Genomic DNA, 15,570 nt, shown 5'->3' with positions numbered 1-15,570 from the left:
CCCCGCCCTTGACGATGCCCCGCCCTTGACGATGCCCCGCCCTTGACGGGGCGCGCCCGGCACCGGCCACCGGGCCCGGCTACTTCTCCGGCCGCGGCACCGCCAGCGTCACCGCGAGCCCGGTCGGCTTGACCGGCGCGAAGCCCAGCGAGCCGCCGCCGGCCGCCAGCAGCGTGCGGGCGATGGACAGGCCCAGCCCGGAGCCGTCCACGTTCTGGTGCCGGGGGCTGCGCCAGAAGCGGTCGCCGGCCCGGGCCAGCTCGTCCTCGGTGAGGCCGGGCCCGGCGTCGGTGACGGTGACCGCGACCTCGTCCCGGCGCACCGAGACCCGCAGGCGCACCTCGCTGCCGGCCGGGCCGAACTTGAGCGCGTTGTCCACCACGGCGTCCAGGGCCGAGCCGAAGCCGATCGGGTCCGCCATGCCGACCGCCAGCGCCGGACCGTCCCAGCGCAGCGCGATCCCGCGCTGCTCGGCGACCGGCCGCCAGGCGTCCACCCGGGCCAGGGTGAGCTCGGCCAGGTCGGTGCGCTCCGGTTCGGGGCGGGCGTGCTCGGCGGTGGCCAGCCCGAGCAGGTCGTCCAGCACCCGGGCGAGCCGGGTGCCCTCCTCCCGTACGCCGCTGAGCTCCTCCTCGTGGCCCTCGGGCAGCTCCAGGCCGAGCACCTCGACCCGCAGCAGCAGTGCCGAGAGCGGGTTGCGCAGCTGGTGGGAGGCGTCCGCGACGAAGGCCTTCTGCTGGTCCATGGCGAGCACCACGTGGTCCGCCATCTCGTTGAAGGAGCGCGCCAGGCGCTGCAGTTCGGGCGGGCCGCCGCCGGGGGCGACCCGGGCGGCCATCCGGCCGGTGGCGATGTCGTGGGTGGCCCGGTCCAGGGTGCGCACCGGGCGCAGCACCCATTCGGTGAGCCGGACGGCCAGCAGCACGGCGACGATCATCGCGGCGGCCTCGCCCGCGACCAGTACCAGCCACTTGTGCAGCACCCGGGTGCGCAGCGCCCCGGTGGGGGACTCGCTCAGCACCACCGCGACCACGTCGCCGTCGCGCACCACCGGGGCGGCGACGGTGATCGTCCGGTCCGGCGTCCACGGCCAGACCTGCGGCGGGTTGTGGCTGCGCCGCCCGTCCAGCGCCTCCTGGAAGGCCTGGGCGCCCCAGCCGGCGGTGGGCACCCGCCAGTCGGCGGGCGCGGCGGCGATCGGCAGGCCGTCGCGCTGGAAGATGCCCAGGCGCACGCCGTAGAGGTCGAAGTAGCGGCGGACCTCGGCGTCGATCGAGTGCTGTCGGCTGAGGTCCCCGGGGGCGGGCTCCGGATCGCCCTTGCGCGCCGAGTCGGCGGCGCCGGAGGTCGGCAGGTCCTGGGCGAAGCGGGCGGCGTCGTCGAGCCGGTCGACGACGACCCTGGTCTGCTCGGCCGCCGCGACCGCCGCCGCGAGCGGCAGCCCCAGGGCGGCCAGGACGCAGAGCATGAGGGCGATCAGGATGCCGAGCAGGCGGGTGCGCACGTGCGGTCAGTGCTCCGCGGGGGCGTTCGCGGCCGGGTCCGCAGCGGCGGGCGCCGGGGACTCGGGGATCAGGCGGTAGCCGACGCCGCGGACGGCCTCGACCAGGCCGGGCAGCGCGAGCTTGTTGCGCAGCGAGCCGATGTGCACCTCCAGGGTGCGCCCGTTGCCCTCCCAGCCGCTGCGCCAGACCTCGCTGAAGATCTGCTCGCGCCGGTAGACCACGCCGGGGCTCTGCGCGAGCAGGGCGAGCAGGTCGAACTCCTTGCGGGTGAGCGGCACGTCGCGGCCGTCCACGCTGACCCGGCGGCGCTCCCGGTCGATCCGGATGCCGCGGGACTCCAGCGGGCCGCGCTGCTGCGGCACGGCGTCCGGCGCGGGCACCGACGCCGAGGAGGGGGCGGCGCCGCGGCGGGCCACCGCGTGGATGCGCGCGAGCAGCTCGCCCATGTCGTACGGCTTGGTGACGTAGTCGTCGGCGCCCAGGTTGAGGCCGTGGATCCGGGAGCGGACGTCGGCGCGGGCAGTGACCATGATCACGGGCACGCCGCTGCCGGCCCTGATCCGGCTGCACACCTCGAAGCCGTCGCGATCGGGCAGGCCGAGGTCGAGCAGCACCACCCGGTACGGATCGTTGCCGTCCGGCACCAGGGCGTCCAGGGCCTCGTGCCCGCTTCGCGCGTGCCGGACCTGGAAGCCGTGCCGGCCCAGTACCGCGACGAGCGCGGCGGCCACGCGTTCGTCGTCCTCGACGAGCAGCAGTCGCATCCTGTTCTCCTCCTTCCCCCACGTGATCACCGGTGATCGCCGGGCCGATCGGTCCCGCCCGGTCCTGCGCAGTATGGGCCAGCGGACGGTCCTGCGCCAGGTTCGACCGCGCACCGGGCTCGTGGGGGACGGGGAGCACCGGCGCGGATTCCCGCTGTGACATGCCCCGTCGGCGCGTTCGCGAACAGTACGTACCGAGCGTGTGGCCGTTTCGTGATCCTCAAGTTCCGCTCAGATCGGCTGACGGCGCGCGGTCGGGGCTCCTATGGTCGGCCCACCGGGGGCTGCGGCTCCGCCGGTCGCGGCTCCCGGATTCGCACCACCATTGCCTCCCAAGGGAGTTGAGACTTCTCAGGTAGGCACGATCCGACACAGAGGGAGCAGGCGCGATGACCGAGAGCCCGGTCCAGGACTCCACCCCCGCAGCCGCCCCACTGGTCGTGCTGAACAACGTCAACAAGCACTACGGCGCGCTGCACGTCCTGCAGGACATCGACCTGCAGATCGCCCAGGGCGAGGTGGTCGTGCTGATCGGCCCGTCCGGTTCGGGCAAGTCCACGCTCTGCCGGACGATCAACCGGCTGGAGACCATCGACTCCGGCACGATCACCATCGACGGCCGGCCGCTGCCGGCCGAGGGCAAGGAGCTGGCCCGGCTGCGCGCCGAGGTCGGCATGGTGTTCCAGAGCTTCAACCTCTTCGCGCACAAGACCGTGCTGGAGAACGTCGTCATCGGCCAGGTCAAGGTGCGCAAGGTGCCCCGCCCGCAGGCCGAGAAGACCGCCCGGGAACTGCTGGACCGCGTCGGTGTCGGCGCGCAGGCGGACAAGTTCCCCGCCCAGCTGTCCGGCGGCCAGCAGCAGCGCGTGGCGATCGCCCGCGCACTGGCCATGAAGCCCAAGGTGATGCTCTTCGACGAGCCCACCTCGGCGCTCGACCCGGAGATGGTCAACGAGGTGCTGGAGGTCATGCGCCGACTGGCCGCCGAGGGCATGACGATGGTCGTGGTCACCCACGAGATGGGCTTCGCCCGCTCCGCCGCCAACCGCGTGCTGTTCATGGCCGACGGCAAGATCGTCGAGCAGAACACCCCCGATGCCTTCTTCACGGCGCCGCGCTCCGACCGCGCCAAGGACTTCCTCTCGAAGATCCTGCACCACTGACGCTTCGAGACCACGCGGGGCCGCCTCCGGCAACAGTGCCGATCGGCCCTGCCCGCGCACGACCTCCAGACTCCAGAGCCCGGTTGAAACCGCGGCCCAGCCCCAGGAGAACGCCCTCATGAGGACTTCCCGCACCCTCGCCGTCGCGCTCTGTGCCGTCGCGCTCACCGCCACCGCCGCCTGCGGCAAGGACGGCACCCCCGGTGCCGCCGCCAGCGCGAGCAACGCCCCCAAGCTCCCGGCCTACACGGTCAAGACGGACGCCAAGGTCGACTCGCCGGTCATCGCCGAGGCCAAGAAGCGCGGCCAGCTGATCATCGGCGCCAAGGCCGACCAGCCGAACCTCGGCTGGGAGGACGTCGCCAGCGGCGACCGCAGCGGCTTCGACATCGAGATCGCCAAGATGATCGCCGCCGACCTGGGCTTCACCCCGCAGCAGATCAAGTGGCAGACCCTGGTCTCCTCGCAGCGCGAGCCCGCCATCCAGAAGGGCCAGATCGACTTCTACGTCGGCACCTACAGCATCAACGACGAGCGCAAGAAGACCGTCTCCTTCGCCGGCCCGTACTACATCGCCGGCCAGGACCTGCTGGTGAAGCAGGACAACACCTCGATCACCGGCCCGGAGAGCGTGGGCGGCAAGAACGTCTGCACCGCCACCGGCTCGACCTCGATCAAGAACATCCAGCAGTACAACCCGAAGATCACGCAGTTCGACACCTACTCGGCCTGCGTCGAGAAGCTCCTCTCCGGCGAGGTCGACGCCGTCACCACCGACGACGCCATCCTCAAGGGCTACGCCTCCAAGTACGCCGGCAAGCTCAAGGTCGTCGGCAAGCCGTTCACCAAGGAGAACTACGGCGTCGGCCTCGGCAAGGACGACACGGTGCTGCGCAACGCCATCAGCGACGCCCTCAAGGCCCACGAGGACAACGGCGACTGGAAGAAGGCGTACGACGCGACCCTCGGTGCCTCCGGCTCCGCCGCGCCGGACGTCCCGGCCCTCGACCGCTACTGATCCGCCCTCCGCACGACATTCCCGACCCTGATTGAGAGGAGGGCCGCCGGATGGGGTTCCTGTTCGAGGACGACAACTTCGCGTTGTTCCGCGACGGCTTCCTGCAGACGATCGAGCTGAGTGCCCTCAGCGCACTGCTCGCCCTGCTGCTGGGCACCCTGCTGGCGGCCTTCCGGGTCTCCCCGGTGCCGGTCCTGCGCGCCTTCGGCACCACCTGGGTGACGCTCTTCCGCAACACCCCGCTGACCCTGCTGTTCTTCGCCGTCACCTTCGGCCTGCCGCCGCTGGGTGTGCACTTCAGCCACATGACCTTCGCGGTGCTGGCGCTCGGCGGGTACACGGCCTCGTTCGTCTGCGAGGTGATCCGCTCCGGCATCAACACCGTGCCGCTCGGCCAGGCGGAGGCCGCCCGCAGCCTGGGCATGACCTTCGGCCAGACCCTCACCCTGGTCGTCCTGCCGCAGGCCGCCCGGACCGTCCTGGCGCCGATGAGCAGCGTGTTCATCGCCCTGCCGAGGAACTCGGCGATCGCCGGCGCGTTCAGCGTCGCCGAGCTGTACAGCTCCCAGCAGACCTTCTCCGAGCGCGGCTACTCGATCTTCGCAATCTTCTTCTGGGTGGCCTGCGCCTACCTGCTGATCAGCGCGACGGTCGCCACGTTCTTCCGCTTCCTGGAATCCCGACTGGCGGTGGCCCGATGAGCGAGCGCAGCGAGCGAATCATCAACAGGTGCGCACGGGCGAACGCCCCTGCCGAGCGCAGCGAGGTGGGCGCATGAGCGAGCGCAGCGAGCGAATCATCAAGAGGTGCGCACGGGCGAACGCCCCTGCCGAGCGCAGCGAGGTGGGCGCATGAGCCTGTTCCAGCGCCCCGCGACGGCCAGTGTCCTCTACGACACCCCCGGCCCCAGGGCCCGCTCCCGCTACCGCCTGTTCGGCGTCCTCTCGCTGATCGGCGTCGCCGGCCTCCTCTGGTACGTCGTCAGCGCGCTCGCCGACAACGGCCAGTTCGACGCGGACATGTGGGACGCGTTCCAGTACAACACCGTCCAGCAGATGATCCTGGACGGTCTGCTGGCCACCCTGAAGGCCTTCGGCCTGGCCGCGGCGTTCTCGCTCACCCTCGGCGCGCTGCTGGCCGCCGGGCAGCTCTCCGACCACCGGCCGGTCCGCTGGCTCTGCGTCGGCTTCGTCCAGTTCTTCCGGGCGATGCCGCTGCTGATCCTGATCGTCGCCCTCTACTACGCGTTCTTCGCCAAGGACCCGATGTGGGCGCTCGTGCTCGGGCTCACGCTCTACAACGGCTCGGTCCAGGCGGAGATCATCCGGAGCGGCGTCAACGCCGTCCCGCGCGGTCAGGGTGAGGCGGCGTACGCCCTCGGCATGCGCAAGACCCAGGTGATGAGCGGCATCCTGGTGCCGCAGGCCGTGCGCTCGATGCTGCCCACGATGATCGGCCAGCTGGTCGTCACCCTCAAGGACACCTCGCTCGGGTACATCATCACCTACAACGAGCTGCTGTTCATCGGCAAGAAGATCGCCAGCCAGCCGCTGAACGCCGCCGGGTTCCCCTACATCCCGGTGGTGCTCGTGATCGGCCCGATCTACATCGTCATGTGCCTCCTGCTGACCGCGCTCGCGCGCTGGATCGAGGCCCGTGGTCGTCGCGGCGCGAACCGGCGCACTTCAGCTGCTGCTTGACGGACACGCAGGTGAACTGTTGCATTGCTCTTCGTGACACCTCCCGGGAGCATCCACGCGGCATATGCGGCAGCGGTAACTGACGCCGGCCGATCGGCCGGTTCGTGCCCGGAGGTCCCCTCATGGACCCGGTGATCGTGGTCGGGGCCGGACCGGTCGGTCTGGCCCTGGCCCTCGCCCTCGCCCGGCACGAGGTGCCGACCATCGTCCTTGACGAGGGCTCCGGGCTCTGCCCCGAAGGCCCGCGCAGCCTCGTCGTCGGCGCCGACACCGCCGCCTTCCTGACCCGGATCGGCTACCCGCGGGCGGTCTCCGACTCCGCCCTCTGGGACTCCTTCACCATCTGGCGGCGCCGCCAGGAAGTGCTGCGGATCGACCTCACCGACTCGCCCACCTTCCACCTCCCCCAGCACCGCCTCCAGCGCGGCCTGCGCGACGCCCTGACCGGCACCCCGCTGATCAAGCTGGTCCCGCTCAACCGGGTCGTCGAGCTCGAACAGGACCGGGACGGCGTCAGCATCCGCACCGTGGGCACCCAGAACGGCACCGCCACCTGGTGGCGCGGCAGCCACCTGGTCGGCTGCGACGGCGCGAGATCCACCGTCCGCAAGCTCCTCAAGATCCGCTTCCCGGGCCGCCCCGCGGTCGACCGCAACGCCATCGCCACCGTCCGGGTCGACCTGCCCTTCGACGGCGCCCGGCTGCACCGCGAGCCCCCGTGGCGCGGTGACCGCGAGGCCTCCGCCCGTCCGCTGCCGGACGGCATCTGGCGGCTCGACTGGCGGCTGCCCCCGGGCCGCCCCGCCCCCACCGAGACGGTCGACCCGCACGCCACCTGGCCGGGCATCGTCACCGGCGACACCCTGCTCACCCGGGTCACCGCCACCCTCACCGGCTGGTGCGGCGAACTCCCCCGCTTCGAGCTGCTCGCCGCCGCCGACCACACCGCCCAGCAGCGCCTCGCCGCCCGCTTCCGGGTCGGCCGCTGCTTCCTGGCCGGCGACGCCGCCCACCTGCACGGCGCGCTCGGCATGCAGAACCTCACGGACGGGCTGCGCGACGCCGACAACCTCGCCTGGCGGCTCGCCCTCGCCTGGCACCTCCACTCCGGCGGCCCGCAGCCCGGCGGCTCGCTGCTGGACGGCTACGAGGCCGAACGGCGCGGCGCGGTCGGCGCCCGGCTGCGCGCCGTCGACCAGTCCATGCCGCTGCTGCGCCCGCTGCGCGGCTGGCAGCAGACCCGGCGCTCGCTGCTGGTCGGCGGCTTCCGCAAGCACGCCCCGCTGCTCGCCGACGGCCAGCTCGGCACCGGCCGCTTCGGCGGTGCGCCGGCCTACCCGGCGGCGCCCTCCGGCGTCCCCGGGAGGGTCCCGGTGCAGCGCGGCTCGCGCGGCACCACCTCGCTCAGCGAGCTGCTGCCCGCCACCGCCCCCGGCGTGCTCGTCCCGGACCTGCCGGTGCTCGCCGCCGACGGCACCCCCGACCACCTGCACGCCCGGCTCGGCGCCACCTTCCTGCTGCTGCTGGTCGCCCCCGGCACCGCCGTCTGGTCGTCCGAGCACTGGCTCGGCGCCGGGCTGATGCCCCGGCTCGCCGAGGTCGCCGCCGCCCTGCCGGTCCCCGCCGAGGTGCTGGTCACCGAGGACTACCCGGGCGCCGGCCCGCACACCGTCCTGCTGATCCGCCCCGACGGCCACCTCGTCGGCGTCACCCAGGGTGCCGTCGCCGAGGACCTGCTCGCCCTCGCCGACCGCGCCCGCGGCGGCCCGGCGACCCTCGCGCCGGCCCCGGAGCCCGAGGCCGAACCCGAGCCCCGGCCCGACCTCGAACCCCGGTCCGACCGTGAACCCCGGCTCGCCGACCGGCACGCCCCGCAGCAGGTCGACAGCCCGAGCTAGTGCCGCCGTCGGCCCGTCAGCTCGCCACCGCCGTCGCGCGGCTCTCGCGGACCACGGTCACCCGGATCTGCCCCGGGTAGGTCAGCTCGGCCGAGACCTGCCGGGCGACCTCGCGGGCGATCAGCTCCGCATCGAGGTCGTCCACCGCGTCCGGACGGACCATCACCCGGACCTCGCGGCCGGCCTGCATCGCGTAGACGTCGGCCACGCCCGGGTGCGAGCGCGCGATCTCCTCCAGCCGCGCCAGCCGACGGGCGTACAGCTCCAGCGACTCCTTGCGCGCCCCGGGCCGACCGCCCGAGCAGGCGTCCGCGGCCTGGGTCAGCACGGCCGTGACGGTCTCGGGCTCCACCTCGTTGTGGTGCGCGGCGATCGCGTGCACCACCTCCGGGGACTCGCCGTGGCGCCGCGCGAGGTCGGCGCCGACCGCCGCGTGGCTACCCTCGACCTCGTGGGTGAGCGCCTTGCCGATGTCGTGCAGCAGCGCGGCGCGCCGCACCGGCTCCGGGTCCACGCCGAGTTCGGCGGCCATCATCCCGGCCAGGTGCGCGGACTCCAGGAGGTGCCCGAGCACGTTCTGCCCGTACGAGACCCGGTAGCGCAACGAGCCCAGCGTGCGGACGAGTTCGGGGTGCATCGCGCCGACCCGGGCGTCCAGCAGGGCGTCCTCGCCGGCCCGGACGCAGCTCAGCTCGATCTCCGCGCGACTGCGCTCGTGGAGCTGCTCGATCCGGGTCGGGTGGATCCGTCCGTCCTCGACCAGCTGCTGCAGGGTGAGCCGGGCGGTCTCCCGGCGGACCGGGTCGAAGCAGGACAGCTGCACCGACTCCGGGGTGTCGTCGACGATCAGGTTCACTCCGGTGACGGCCTCGAAGGCGCGGATGTTGCGGCCCTCGCGGCCGATGATCCGGCCCTTCATCTCCTCGTTCGGCAGCCGCAGGACGCTGACGGCGCTCTCCGCGGTCTGCTCCGTCGCCAGCCGCTGGATGGCGACGGCGAGGACGGACCGCGCCCGGCGCTCGCCCTCCTCCTTGGCCTCGCGCTCGATCTCCCGGACGGTGACCGCGGCCGCCAACCGGGCCGAGGTCTCGGCCTCGTGCAGGAGTTCGGCGCGGGCCTGCTCGGCGGAGAGCCCGGCGGCCCGCTCCAGGGCGGCCGCCCGGCGGGTCACCAGCACCTCGGCCTCGACCCGGGAGCGCTCCGACTCGGCCGCGCGTTCGGCCAGTTCGTCCTCGCGGCGGCGGAGCCTGCGCAGCTCCTCGGCCAACTGCTCCTCGCGGCGGGCGAGTTCGGCCTGTTGCCGGGCGGCCTGCTGTTCGGCCCGGTGCCGGGCCCGCTCGGCCTCGGCCAGCGCGCTGCGCCGGTCCGCCCGCAGCCGTCTGATGACCAGCCCGGCGAACACCACGAGCACGGCCAGGAGGAGAGCCGCCGAACCGGCGATCGCCGGCAGCGGGCCGCTCGGTCCGGCGCCCACCGACATCGTCATGCCGCCCACTCCTCGTCCCCTGCGCGGGCCGCCGTCCGGAGGCGCCCCGGGCACTGAAGGCGAGGCTAGGTGGGGGTCACGAAACGGTCAAGACTTGGCCTGGTCACCACCAAGAAGCCCACGAAACCGCCACTACTCCCACTCCGTTTCCGACAGGCCGCCCGGCTCCTCGTCCAACGCGGCGCGCACCACCCGGAACGCCAGCCCCTCGGAGTAGCCGCGCCGGGCCAGCATGCCGACCAGCCGCCGGGTGCGGACCTGCCGGTCCAGGCCGCGGGTGGACCGCAGCTTGCGCTCGACCAGGGCCCGGGCCGCGTCCGTCTCGTCGTCGTGGTCGACCTGGGCGACGGCCTGCTCGACCAGGTCGGCGGCCACCCCCTTGGTGCGCAGCTCCTGGGCCAGCGCCCGCCGGGACAGGCCCCGGACGGCGTGCCGGGACTCCACCCAGGCGGCGGCGAAGGCGCCGTCGTCGATCAGCCCGACCTCTTCGAGCCGGGTGAGCACCTCGTCGGCGACATCCTCCGGGATCTCCCGCTTGCGCAGGGCGTCGGCGAGTTGCTTGCGGGTCTTGGCCGCGCCGGTCAGCAGCCGCAGGCAGATGTCCCGGGCGCGGGTCTCCGGATCGACCGCTTCCTCGGCCTGCTTCCGGGAAGCACGACCGGCGCGCTCCTGGCCGAACAGCCCGCCGGCCGGAAGCCCGCCATCCGCAGGACCCTCGTCCGGCAGTCCCTCACCCGGCAGTCCGTCGTCCGGCAGTCCCTCGGCGGAACGCCCGCGCCGGGTACGGCCCCGGCGGGCGCCGGAGCGGGGGGTCGAGGCGGCCACACCCCCGTGACCGGCCGCCTCGTCGTCGCCCCAGCCGTGGTCCGTGCCCGTCGACGCGGGGCCGGGCAGGCCCGCTCCGGGCTCCTCGGCCGCCAGGGCCGAGCGCCGGCGACGGCGGCCGGAGGGCAGTTCGGAGGCTGAGACCAGCCCGAGCGCGTCGACCGAGGCCTCCGCCGGCCCCTGCCCGGGCGCCGCGCCGCGCACCGCCCGGGCCGGGGCCCGGTCGAACTCCGGCTCCCGGCCGGATGTCCTCTGCGCGGTGGACGGCCGCTCCCGCCGCCCCCGGCGGGGGCGCGACGGCGCGGGAGGCTCCGGCGCGGGCTCCGGCTCCTCCGCGACCGCGGCGAACCAGTCCGGCGGCCCGTGGTCGTCGTCCTCCGGGCCCGCCGGGCCGCCGCCCACCATGTCGTACTGCGTCAACGGCTCAGGCCTTGGCCGCCGCCGTCTTCTTCGCCGCGGCCGTCTTGGCGACGGTCGCGGTGATCGGCTTCGCGGTTGCGTCCGCGGCCGCGGCCGCGTCAGCCTCGCCCGCAGCCGGCTCCTCGGTCTTCGGGCCGATGCCGAGCTTGCCCTTGATCTTCCGCTCGATCTCGTCGGCGAGCTGCGGGTTGTCCCGCAGGAAGTTGCGGGCGTTCTCCTTGCCCTGGCCGAGCTGGTCGCCCTCGTACGTGTACCAGGCGCCCGACTTGCGGATGAAGCCGTGCTCGACGCCCATGTCGATGAGGCCGCCCTCGCGGCTGATGCCGACGCCGTAGAGGATGTCGAACTCGGCCTGCTTGAACGGCGCGGCGACCTTGTTCTTGACCACCTTGACGCGGGTGCGGTTGCCGACCGCCTCGGTGCCGTCCTTCAGGGTCTCGATCCGGCGGATGTCCAGCCGGACCGAGGCGTAGAACTTCAGCGCCCGGCCACCGGTCGTGGTCTCCGGCGAACCGAACATCACGCCGATCTTCTCGCGCAGCTGGTTGATGAAGATCGCGGTGGTGTTCGACTGGTTCAGCGCACCGGCGATCTTGCGCAGCGCCTGGCTCATCAGGCGGGCCTGCAGACCGACGTGCGAGTCACCCATCTCGCCCTCGATCTCGGCGCGCGGGACGAGCGCCGCGACCGAGTCGATGATCACCAGGTCGATCGCGCCGGAGCGGATCAGCATGTCGGTGATCTCCAGGGCCTGCTCACCGGTGTCCGGCTGGCTGACCAGCAGGGCGTCGGTGTCCACGCCGAGCTTCTTCGCGTACTCCGGGTCGAGCGCGTGCTCCGCGTCGACGAAGGCGACCGTGCCGCCGGCCTTCTGGGCGTTGGCCGCCAGGTGCAGGGTCAGGGTCGTCTTGCCGGAGGACTCGGGGCCGTAGATCTCGATCACTCGGCCGCGCGGGATACCGCCGACCCCGAGGGCGACGTCCAGGGCGGTCGACCCGGTGGAGATCACCTCGACGGGCTCATTGGCCTTCTCGCCCAGGCGCATCACCGAGCCCTTGCCGAACTGCCGCTCGATCTGGGCGAGCGCGGTTTCCAGGGCCTTCTCGCGGTCCGTACCTGCCATGGCTTTTTCCCTCGGGTTCTGTGCTGTGCGCTTCATCGTCATCGACGCTAGCGCGTCCCACTGACAAACGAGTCCGACCGGGCTCGGCCTGTGGAAAACTCTTCGCCGGAGAGTACAAAGAACATCTGTTCGATTCAAGCGTCGCACGTCGGCACGGTGGCGCCCCGGGTCCCGCCCCCCGGGGCGCCGCCCTCGCCTCACTCCCCGTCCCCTCCGACCATCCGCCGCAGCCGCCGCGCCGCCTCCCGGCGCAGCTCCCGCCGGGCCCGCCGCTGTTCGCCCCGGTCGATTCGGGGGTCGGTGGCCACCTCGTAGCGCCGCACGTACGTCCCGACGAAGCCCTGCAGGGTCGCCGCCGCCGGGATCGCGATCAGCGCGCCCACCGCACCGAGCAGCGCCGCGCCCGCGATCACCGCGCCGAAGGCCACCGCCGGGTGCACGTCCACGGTCCGCGCGGTGATCCTCGGGTGCAGCAGGTAGTTCTCGACCTGCTGGTAGACCACCACGAAGACCAGCACCCAGAGCGAGTCCACCGGCTCCACGGTCAGCGCCACCAGCACCGGCAGCGCACCGGCCAGGTACGTCCCGATGGTCGGCACGAACTGCGACATGACGCCCACCCAGATCGCCAGCGCCACCGCGTACGGCAGGTCCAGCAGCGCGAACATCACCCAGTGCCCGGCGGCCGACACCACCGCGAGCAGCGCCCGGGAGTAGAGGTAGCCGCCGGTCTTGGCCAGCGCGATCTCCCAGGCCCGCAGCACCTCGCCCTGCCTGGCGGGCGGCAGCAGCGAGCAGACCGTCCGGCGCACCCGCGGTCCCTCGGCGGTGAAGTAGAAGGTGAACAGCCCGACCGTGAAGGCCTGGAAGAGCCCGCCGATCACGGAGGAGGAGACGCCCCAGACGTTGTCGGCGGCCTGCTGGGCGTAGTTCTCGATGGTGCCGGAGTCCTTGAGCAGCCGCTTCTGCAGCTCGTCCAGCGAGAGGTCCTGGTGGAAGGTCCGGTTGACCCAGCCGATCAGGTTGTCGACCAGGTGCGGCAGGTCTCCGGCGATCTTGCCCACCTGGTCGACCAGCAGCGTGCCGAGCGCGGCGAGGAACCCGGCCACCGCGACCCCGACTGCGACGAACACCAGGAAGGTGCCGACCCCCCGGCGCACCCCGCGCGCCGCCATCCGGTCGACGGCGGGCTCCAGCGCGAGCGAGAGGAAGAAGGCCACCAGCAGCATCACGAAGAGGTCGATCAGTTGCCGGAAGGCCCAGTCCGCGAGCTGGAACAGTCCGACCAGGACGAGGAACAGCACCATCGCCCTGGGCAGCCAGCGCGGCATCCCACCGCCCCACAGGGCGCCGCCGCCCTCCCGCTCGCCACCGCTCCGGGCGTCGTCGGCGGGCCCTCCGGCGGCCCGCGCACCCCCGGTGGCCCGCACCGCCCTGTCCGAATTCTTCTGTTCTGCGCTGCTTGTCACCGGGACAGTCTGTCCCATGCCCGGAGGCCCGGAGCGGACCCCGAAGGTCAGCGCAGCAGCGTCGAGACCCCCTGGGTCTCGCAGACCACCCGCCAGACGTCCTTGGCCTCCCAGCCCGCCTCCAGCGCCTGGCGCACGGTCCGCCCGCCCAGCTCGCTCATCACGTGGTCGCTTGCGAACGACTCCGCGTACGCCTCCCCGAAGTGCGCGTGCATCCGTCGCCAGAACTCCGTCAGCCTCATGCCCCAAGTATCCCGGACCGGCCACCCGCGCCCCGGACCGGCCACCGCCCGGCCGCCGGCGCACACCCGACCCCGCCCGGCCGCCGGCGCACACCCGACCCTGCCCGATCCGGCCCGTCTCCGCCCGGCCCGGGACCCCGTGCGCCCCCGGGCTCACCGCGGCAGTGCCAGCAGCCCCGCCCCGAAGTACTGCCGGTCCCCGCAGGCGTAGGGTCCGGGCGGGCAGCCCGCCGCCGCCGTGCTCGCGAGCAGCGCCGCCAGCGCGTCCGAGTCGAAGTCCGGGTGCAGCGCGGCCGCCACCGCCACCGCGCCGGTCACGTGCGCGGCCGCCATCGAGGTGCCGGCCAGCGCCGCGTACTGGCCGCCCGGCCAGTCGGAGACGATCGCGTTCTGCGGCCCGCCGTCCGGGTCGCCGCCGGGGGCGGCCAGCGAGACCCGGCCGCGCCCGAAGTTGGTGTAGGCGGACGGGTGGCCGTCCCGGTTGACGGCGGTGACGGTGACGACGCCGGGCAGCTCGCCGGGCAGCCGGACGCACTCGGTGCCCAGGTAGCGGGTCTGCGCCGGGCCGGAGACCCGGTCGTTGGGGCTGCGCTCGTCGGTCCGGGGGGCGCCGAGGTCCTGCGCGTCGTTGCCCGCCGAGGCGACCACCACCGCGCCCTTGCTCCGGGCGTACCCGGCGGCCCGTCCGACGGCGGCGGTCAGCGCGGCCTGGTCCCGGTCCTCGGGGCAGTTGTACTTCCACGGGTCCGCGAAGTAGCTGTTGTTGACCGCCTTGGCGCCGTGGTCGGCGGCCCAGAGCAGCCCGCAGACCATGTTCTCGGCGTAGTACTGCCCGAGCGGTCCGAGCAGCCGGACGGCGGCGATCCGCACGCCCGGCGCGACCCCGGTGACGCCGCGGCCGTCCCGGGCGGCGCCGACGATCCCGGCGACGTGGGTGCCGTGGCCGCTCTCCCCCACTCCGGGGTCGGGCCGCCAGGCGCCGGTGCGGGCGTCGGGCCGGCCGTCGGCGCAGGAGGCGGAGGCCTTCGGGTCGACGGCTGCGCGCAGGTCGGGGTGGGTGTCGTCCACGCCGGAGTCCAGCACGGCGACCAGCACCCGGTGCAGCGCCTCGGGGTCCGGCACGACGCCCGCGGGGGCGCTGTTCGGTCCCGGGGAGGCGTCGCCGGTGCGGAGCGCGGTCGCGCCGAGCATGGCGAGGTTCCAGGCGCCGCCCTCGGCGGGGTCGGGCACGGTGGCGGTGCCCGACCCGGCCGCCCGGTCGTCCCCGGCGCGGACCGCGCGGACCGCGCCGAGGGCGCCGAGGGCGCCGAGGGCGTCCGCACCGACGGCCCCGTGCCCGCCCCGGTCCGCGCCCACCGTGAAGTCCCCGGCCCCGTCCACCGCCCGGGGCGGCGCCACCACCGGCGCGGTGCGGGTCGCGCCGACGGCGGCGATCCCGGGCCGGCTGCGCACCTTGTCCGCGAACCTCCCGGTCGCGTACGTCAGGACGGCCCCGATCTGCGGGTACTCCTGCACCACCTGCCCACCCGCCGCCCGGCTCTCCGCCCCGGCCCGGGCCGCCCCGGACGCGTCCTCCCGCTCGGCCAGCACCAGGTAGCTGAGGTAGGACCGACCGGGCCCGGACACGGACGGGACGGCCCCACCCAGCACGAGGGCCGTGAGCAGCATCGCGAGCAACGCCCGGGCGGGCCCGCCGACCCGGCGGCGCCGGGCGGCGCGGGCGGGCCTGCCCGGCGGGTGCGCCTGCGCCATCGCACGGTCTCCGCTCGTCGTTCCGGTGGGTCACGAATGGATCAAGCTTCCGAATCATCACCATATGAGCGGATTGTCGTTTCTGCCCCCTGGCTTGCACCCCCCGCCTCCCGGGACGGCCCAGCCGCACCCCGCCTCCCCGGACGCTCCCGCCCGCCGGCCCCGCCCCGCGCCCGGTTGTCGGTCCCACCCGGCACCATGGGGG

General features: G+C 73.8%; 13 protein-coding genes. 5 read left to right on the top strand and 8 right to left on the bottom strand.

Annotation, left to right across the window (positions count from 1 at the left end):
- Positions 1 to 79: 79 nt before the first annotated feature.
- On the bottom strand, positions 80 to 1,504 hold the full coding sequence (locus ACIGG8_RS20605) for a HAMP domain-containing sensor histidine kinase (protein WP_350523389.1): 1,425 nt from the start codon (positions 1,502 to 1,504) through the stop codon (positions 80 to 82).
- A 6-nt stretch (positions 1,505 to 1,510) separates the two neighbouring features.
- Complete coding sequence (locus ACIGG8_RS20600; RefSeq protein WP_396549642.1) at positions 1,511 to 2,269, bottom strand: response regulator transcription factor; 759 nt, start codon at positions 2,267 to 2,269, stop codon at positions 1,511 to 1,513.
- 389 nt (positions 2,270 to 2,658) lie between these two features.
- On the opposite strand from ACIGG8_RS20600, the gene ACIGG8_RS20595 reads away from it, so the two are divergent.
- The 5 genes from ACIGG8_RS20595 to ACIGG8_RS20575 all read left to right on the top strand — a co-directional run bounded on the left by ACIGG8_RS20595 (position 2,659) and on the right by ACIGG8_RS20575 (position 8,048).
- Positions 2,659 to 3,432, top strand: a complete 774-nt coding sequence (locus ACIGG8_RS20595) for an amino acid ABC transporter ATP-binding protein (RefSeq protein ID WP_350523391.1) — start codon at positions 2,659 to 2,661, stop codon at positions 3,430 to 3,432.
- A gap of 118 nt (positions 3,433 to 3,550) precedes the next feature.
- Positions 3,551 to 4,450, top strand: a complete 900-nt coding sequence (locus ACIGG8_RS20590; protein WP_350523392.1) for a glutamate ABC transporter substrate-binding protein — start codon at positions 3,551 to 3,553, stop codon at positions 4,448 to 4,450.
- 50 nt (positions 4,451 to 4,500) lie between these two features.
- A complete protein-coding gene (locus tag ACIGG8_RS20585) occupies positions 4,501 to 5,151 on the top strand; it encodes an amino acid ABC transporter permease (protein ID WP_350523393.1) in 651 nt (216 codons plus the stop codon).
- Positions 5,152 to 5,301: 150 nt separating this feature from the next.
- Positions 5,302 to 6,150: an amino acid ABC transporter permease gene (locus ACIGG8_RS20580; RefSeq protein ID WP_396549641.1), complete on the top strand. Its 849-nt coding sequence runs from the start codon at positions 5,302 to 5,304 to the stop codon at positions 6,148 to 6,150.
- Between the two features lie 122 nt (positions 6,151 to 6,272).
- Complete coding sequence (locus ACIGG8_RS20575; protein WP_396549639.1) at positions 6,273 to 8,048, top strand: FAD-dependent monooxygenase; 1,776 nt, start codon at positions 6,273 to 6,275, stop codon at positions 8,046 to 8,048.
- A gap of 16 nt (positions 8,049 to 8,064) precedes the next feature.
- On the opposite strand, the gene rny is transcribed toward ACIGG8_RS20575, so the two are convergent.
- From rny to ACIGG8_RS20545, 6 genes are all read right to left on the bottom strand, one after another.
- The gene (gene rny, locus ACIGG8_RS20570) at positions 8,065 to 9,534 is read right to left on the bottom strand and encodes a ribonuclease Y (protein ID WP_396549638.1); all 1,470 of its coding nucleotides are present in this window, start codon (positions 9,532 to 9,534) and stop codon (positions 8,065 to 8,067) included.
- Positions 9,535 to 9,666: 132 nt separating this feature from the next.
- Positions 9,667 to 10,779 carry a regulatory protein RecX gene (locus tag ACIGG8_RS20565; protein WP_396549636.1) on the bottom strand — a complete coding sequence of 371 codons (1,113 nt, stop codon included), beginning with the start codon at positions 10,777 to 10,779 and terminating at the stop codon, positions 9,667 to 9,669.
- Positions 10,780 to 10,783: 4 nt separating this feature from the next.
- Positions 10,784 to 11,902 (bottom strand): recombinase RecA, encoded by a 1,119-nt coding sequence (gene recA / locus ACIGG8_RS20560; RefSeq protein ID WP_396549634.1) that lies wholly within the window; start codon positions 11,900 to 11,902, stop codon positions 10,784 to 10,786.
- A gap of 197 nt (positions 11,903 to 12,099) precedes the next feature.
- Positions 12,100 to 13,371, bottom strand: coding sequence for an AI-2E family transporter (locus ACIGG8_RS20555; RefSeq protein WP_396549633.1), 1,272 nt, complete (start codon positions 13,369 to 13,371; stop codon positions 12,100 to 12,102).
- 47 nt (positions 13,372 to 13,418) lie between these two features.
- Positions 13,419 to 13,613, bottom strand: coding sequence for a DUF3046 domain-containing protein (locus tag ACIGG8_RS20550; RefSeq protein ID WP_350523398.1), 195 nt, complete (start codon positions 13,611 to 13,613; stop codon positions 13,419 to 13,421).
- A 153-nt stretch (positions 13,614 to 13,766) separates the two neighbouring features.
- The gene (locus tag ACIGG8_RS20545) at positions 13,767 to 15,365 is read right to left on the bottom strand and encodes a S8 family serine peptidase (protein WP_396549632.1); all 1,599 of its coding nucleotides are present in this window, start codon (positions 15,363 to 15,365) and stop codon (positions 13,767 to 13,769) included.
- Positions 15,366 to 15,570: the final 205 nt, after the last annotated feature.

Origin of the sequence: Kitasatospora sp. NPDC085464, assembly GCF_044541955.1 — a bacterium.
Classification (GTDB): domain Bacteria; phylum Actinomycetota; class Actinomycetes; order Streptomycetales; family Streptomycetaceae; genus Kitasatospora.
The sequence above is the reverse complement of the archived record's forward strand: the minus strand, read 5'-3'. Positions and strand labels throughout refer to the sequence as shown.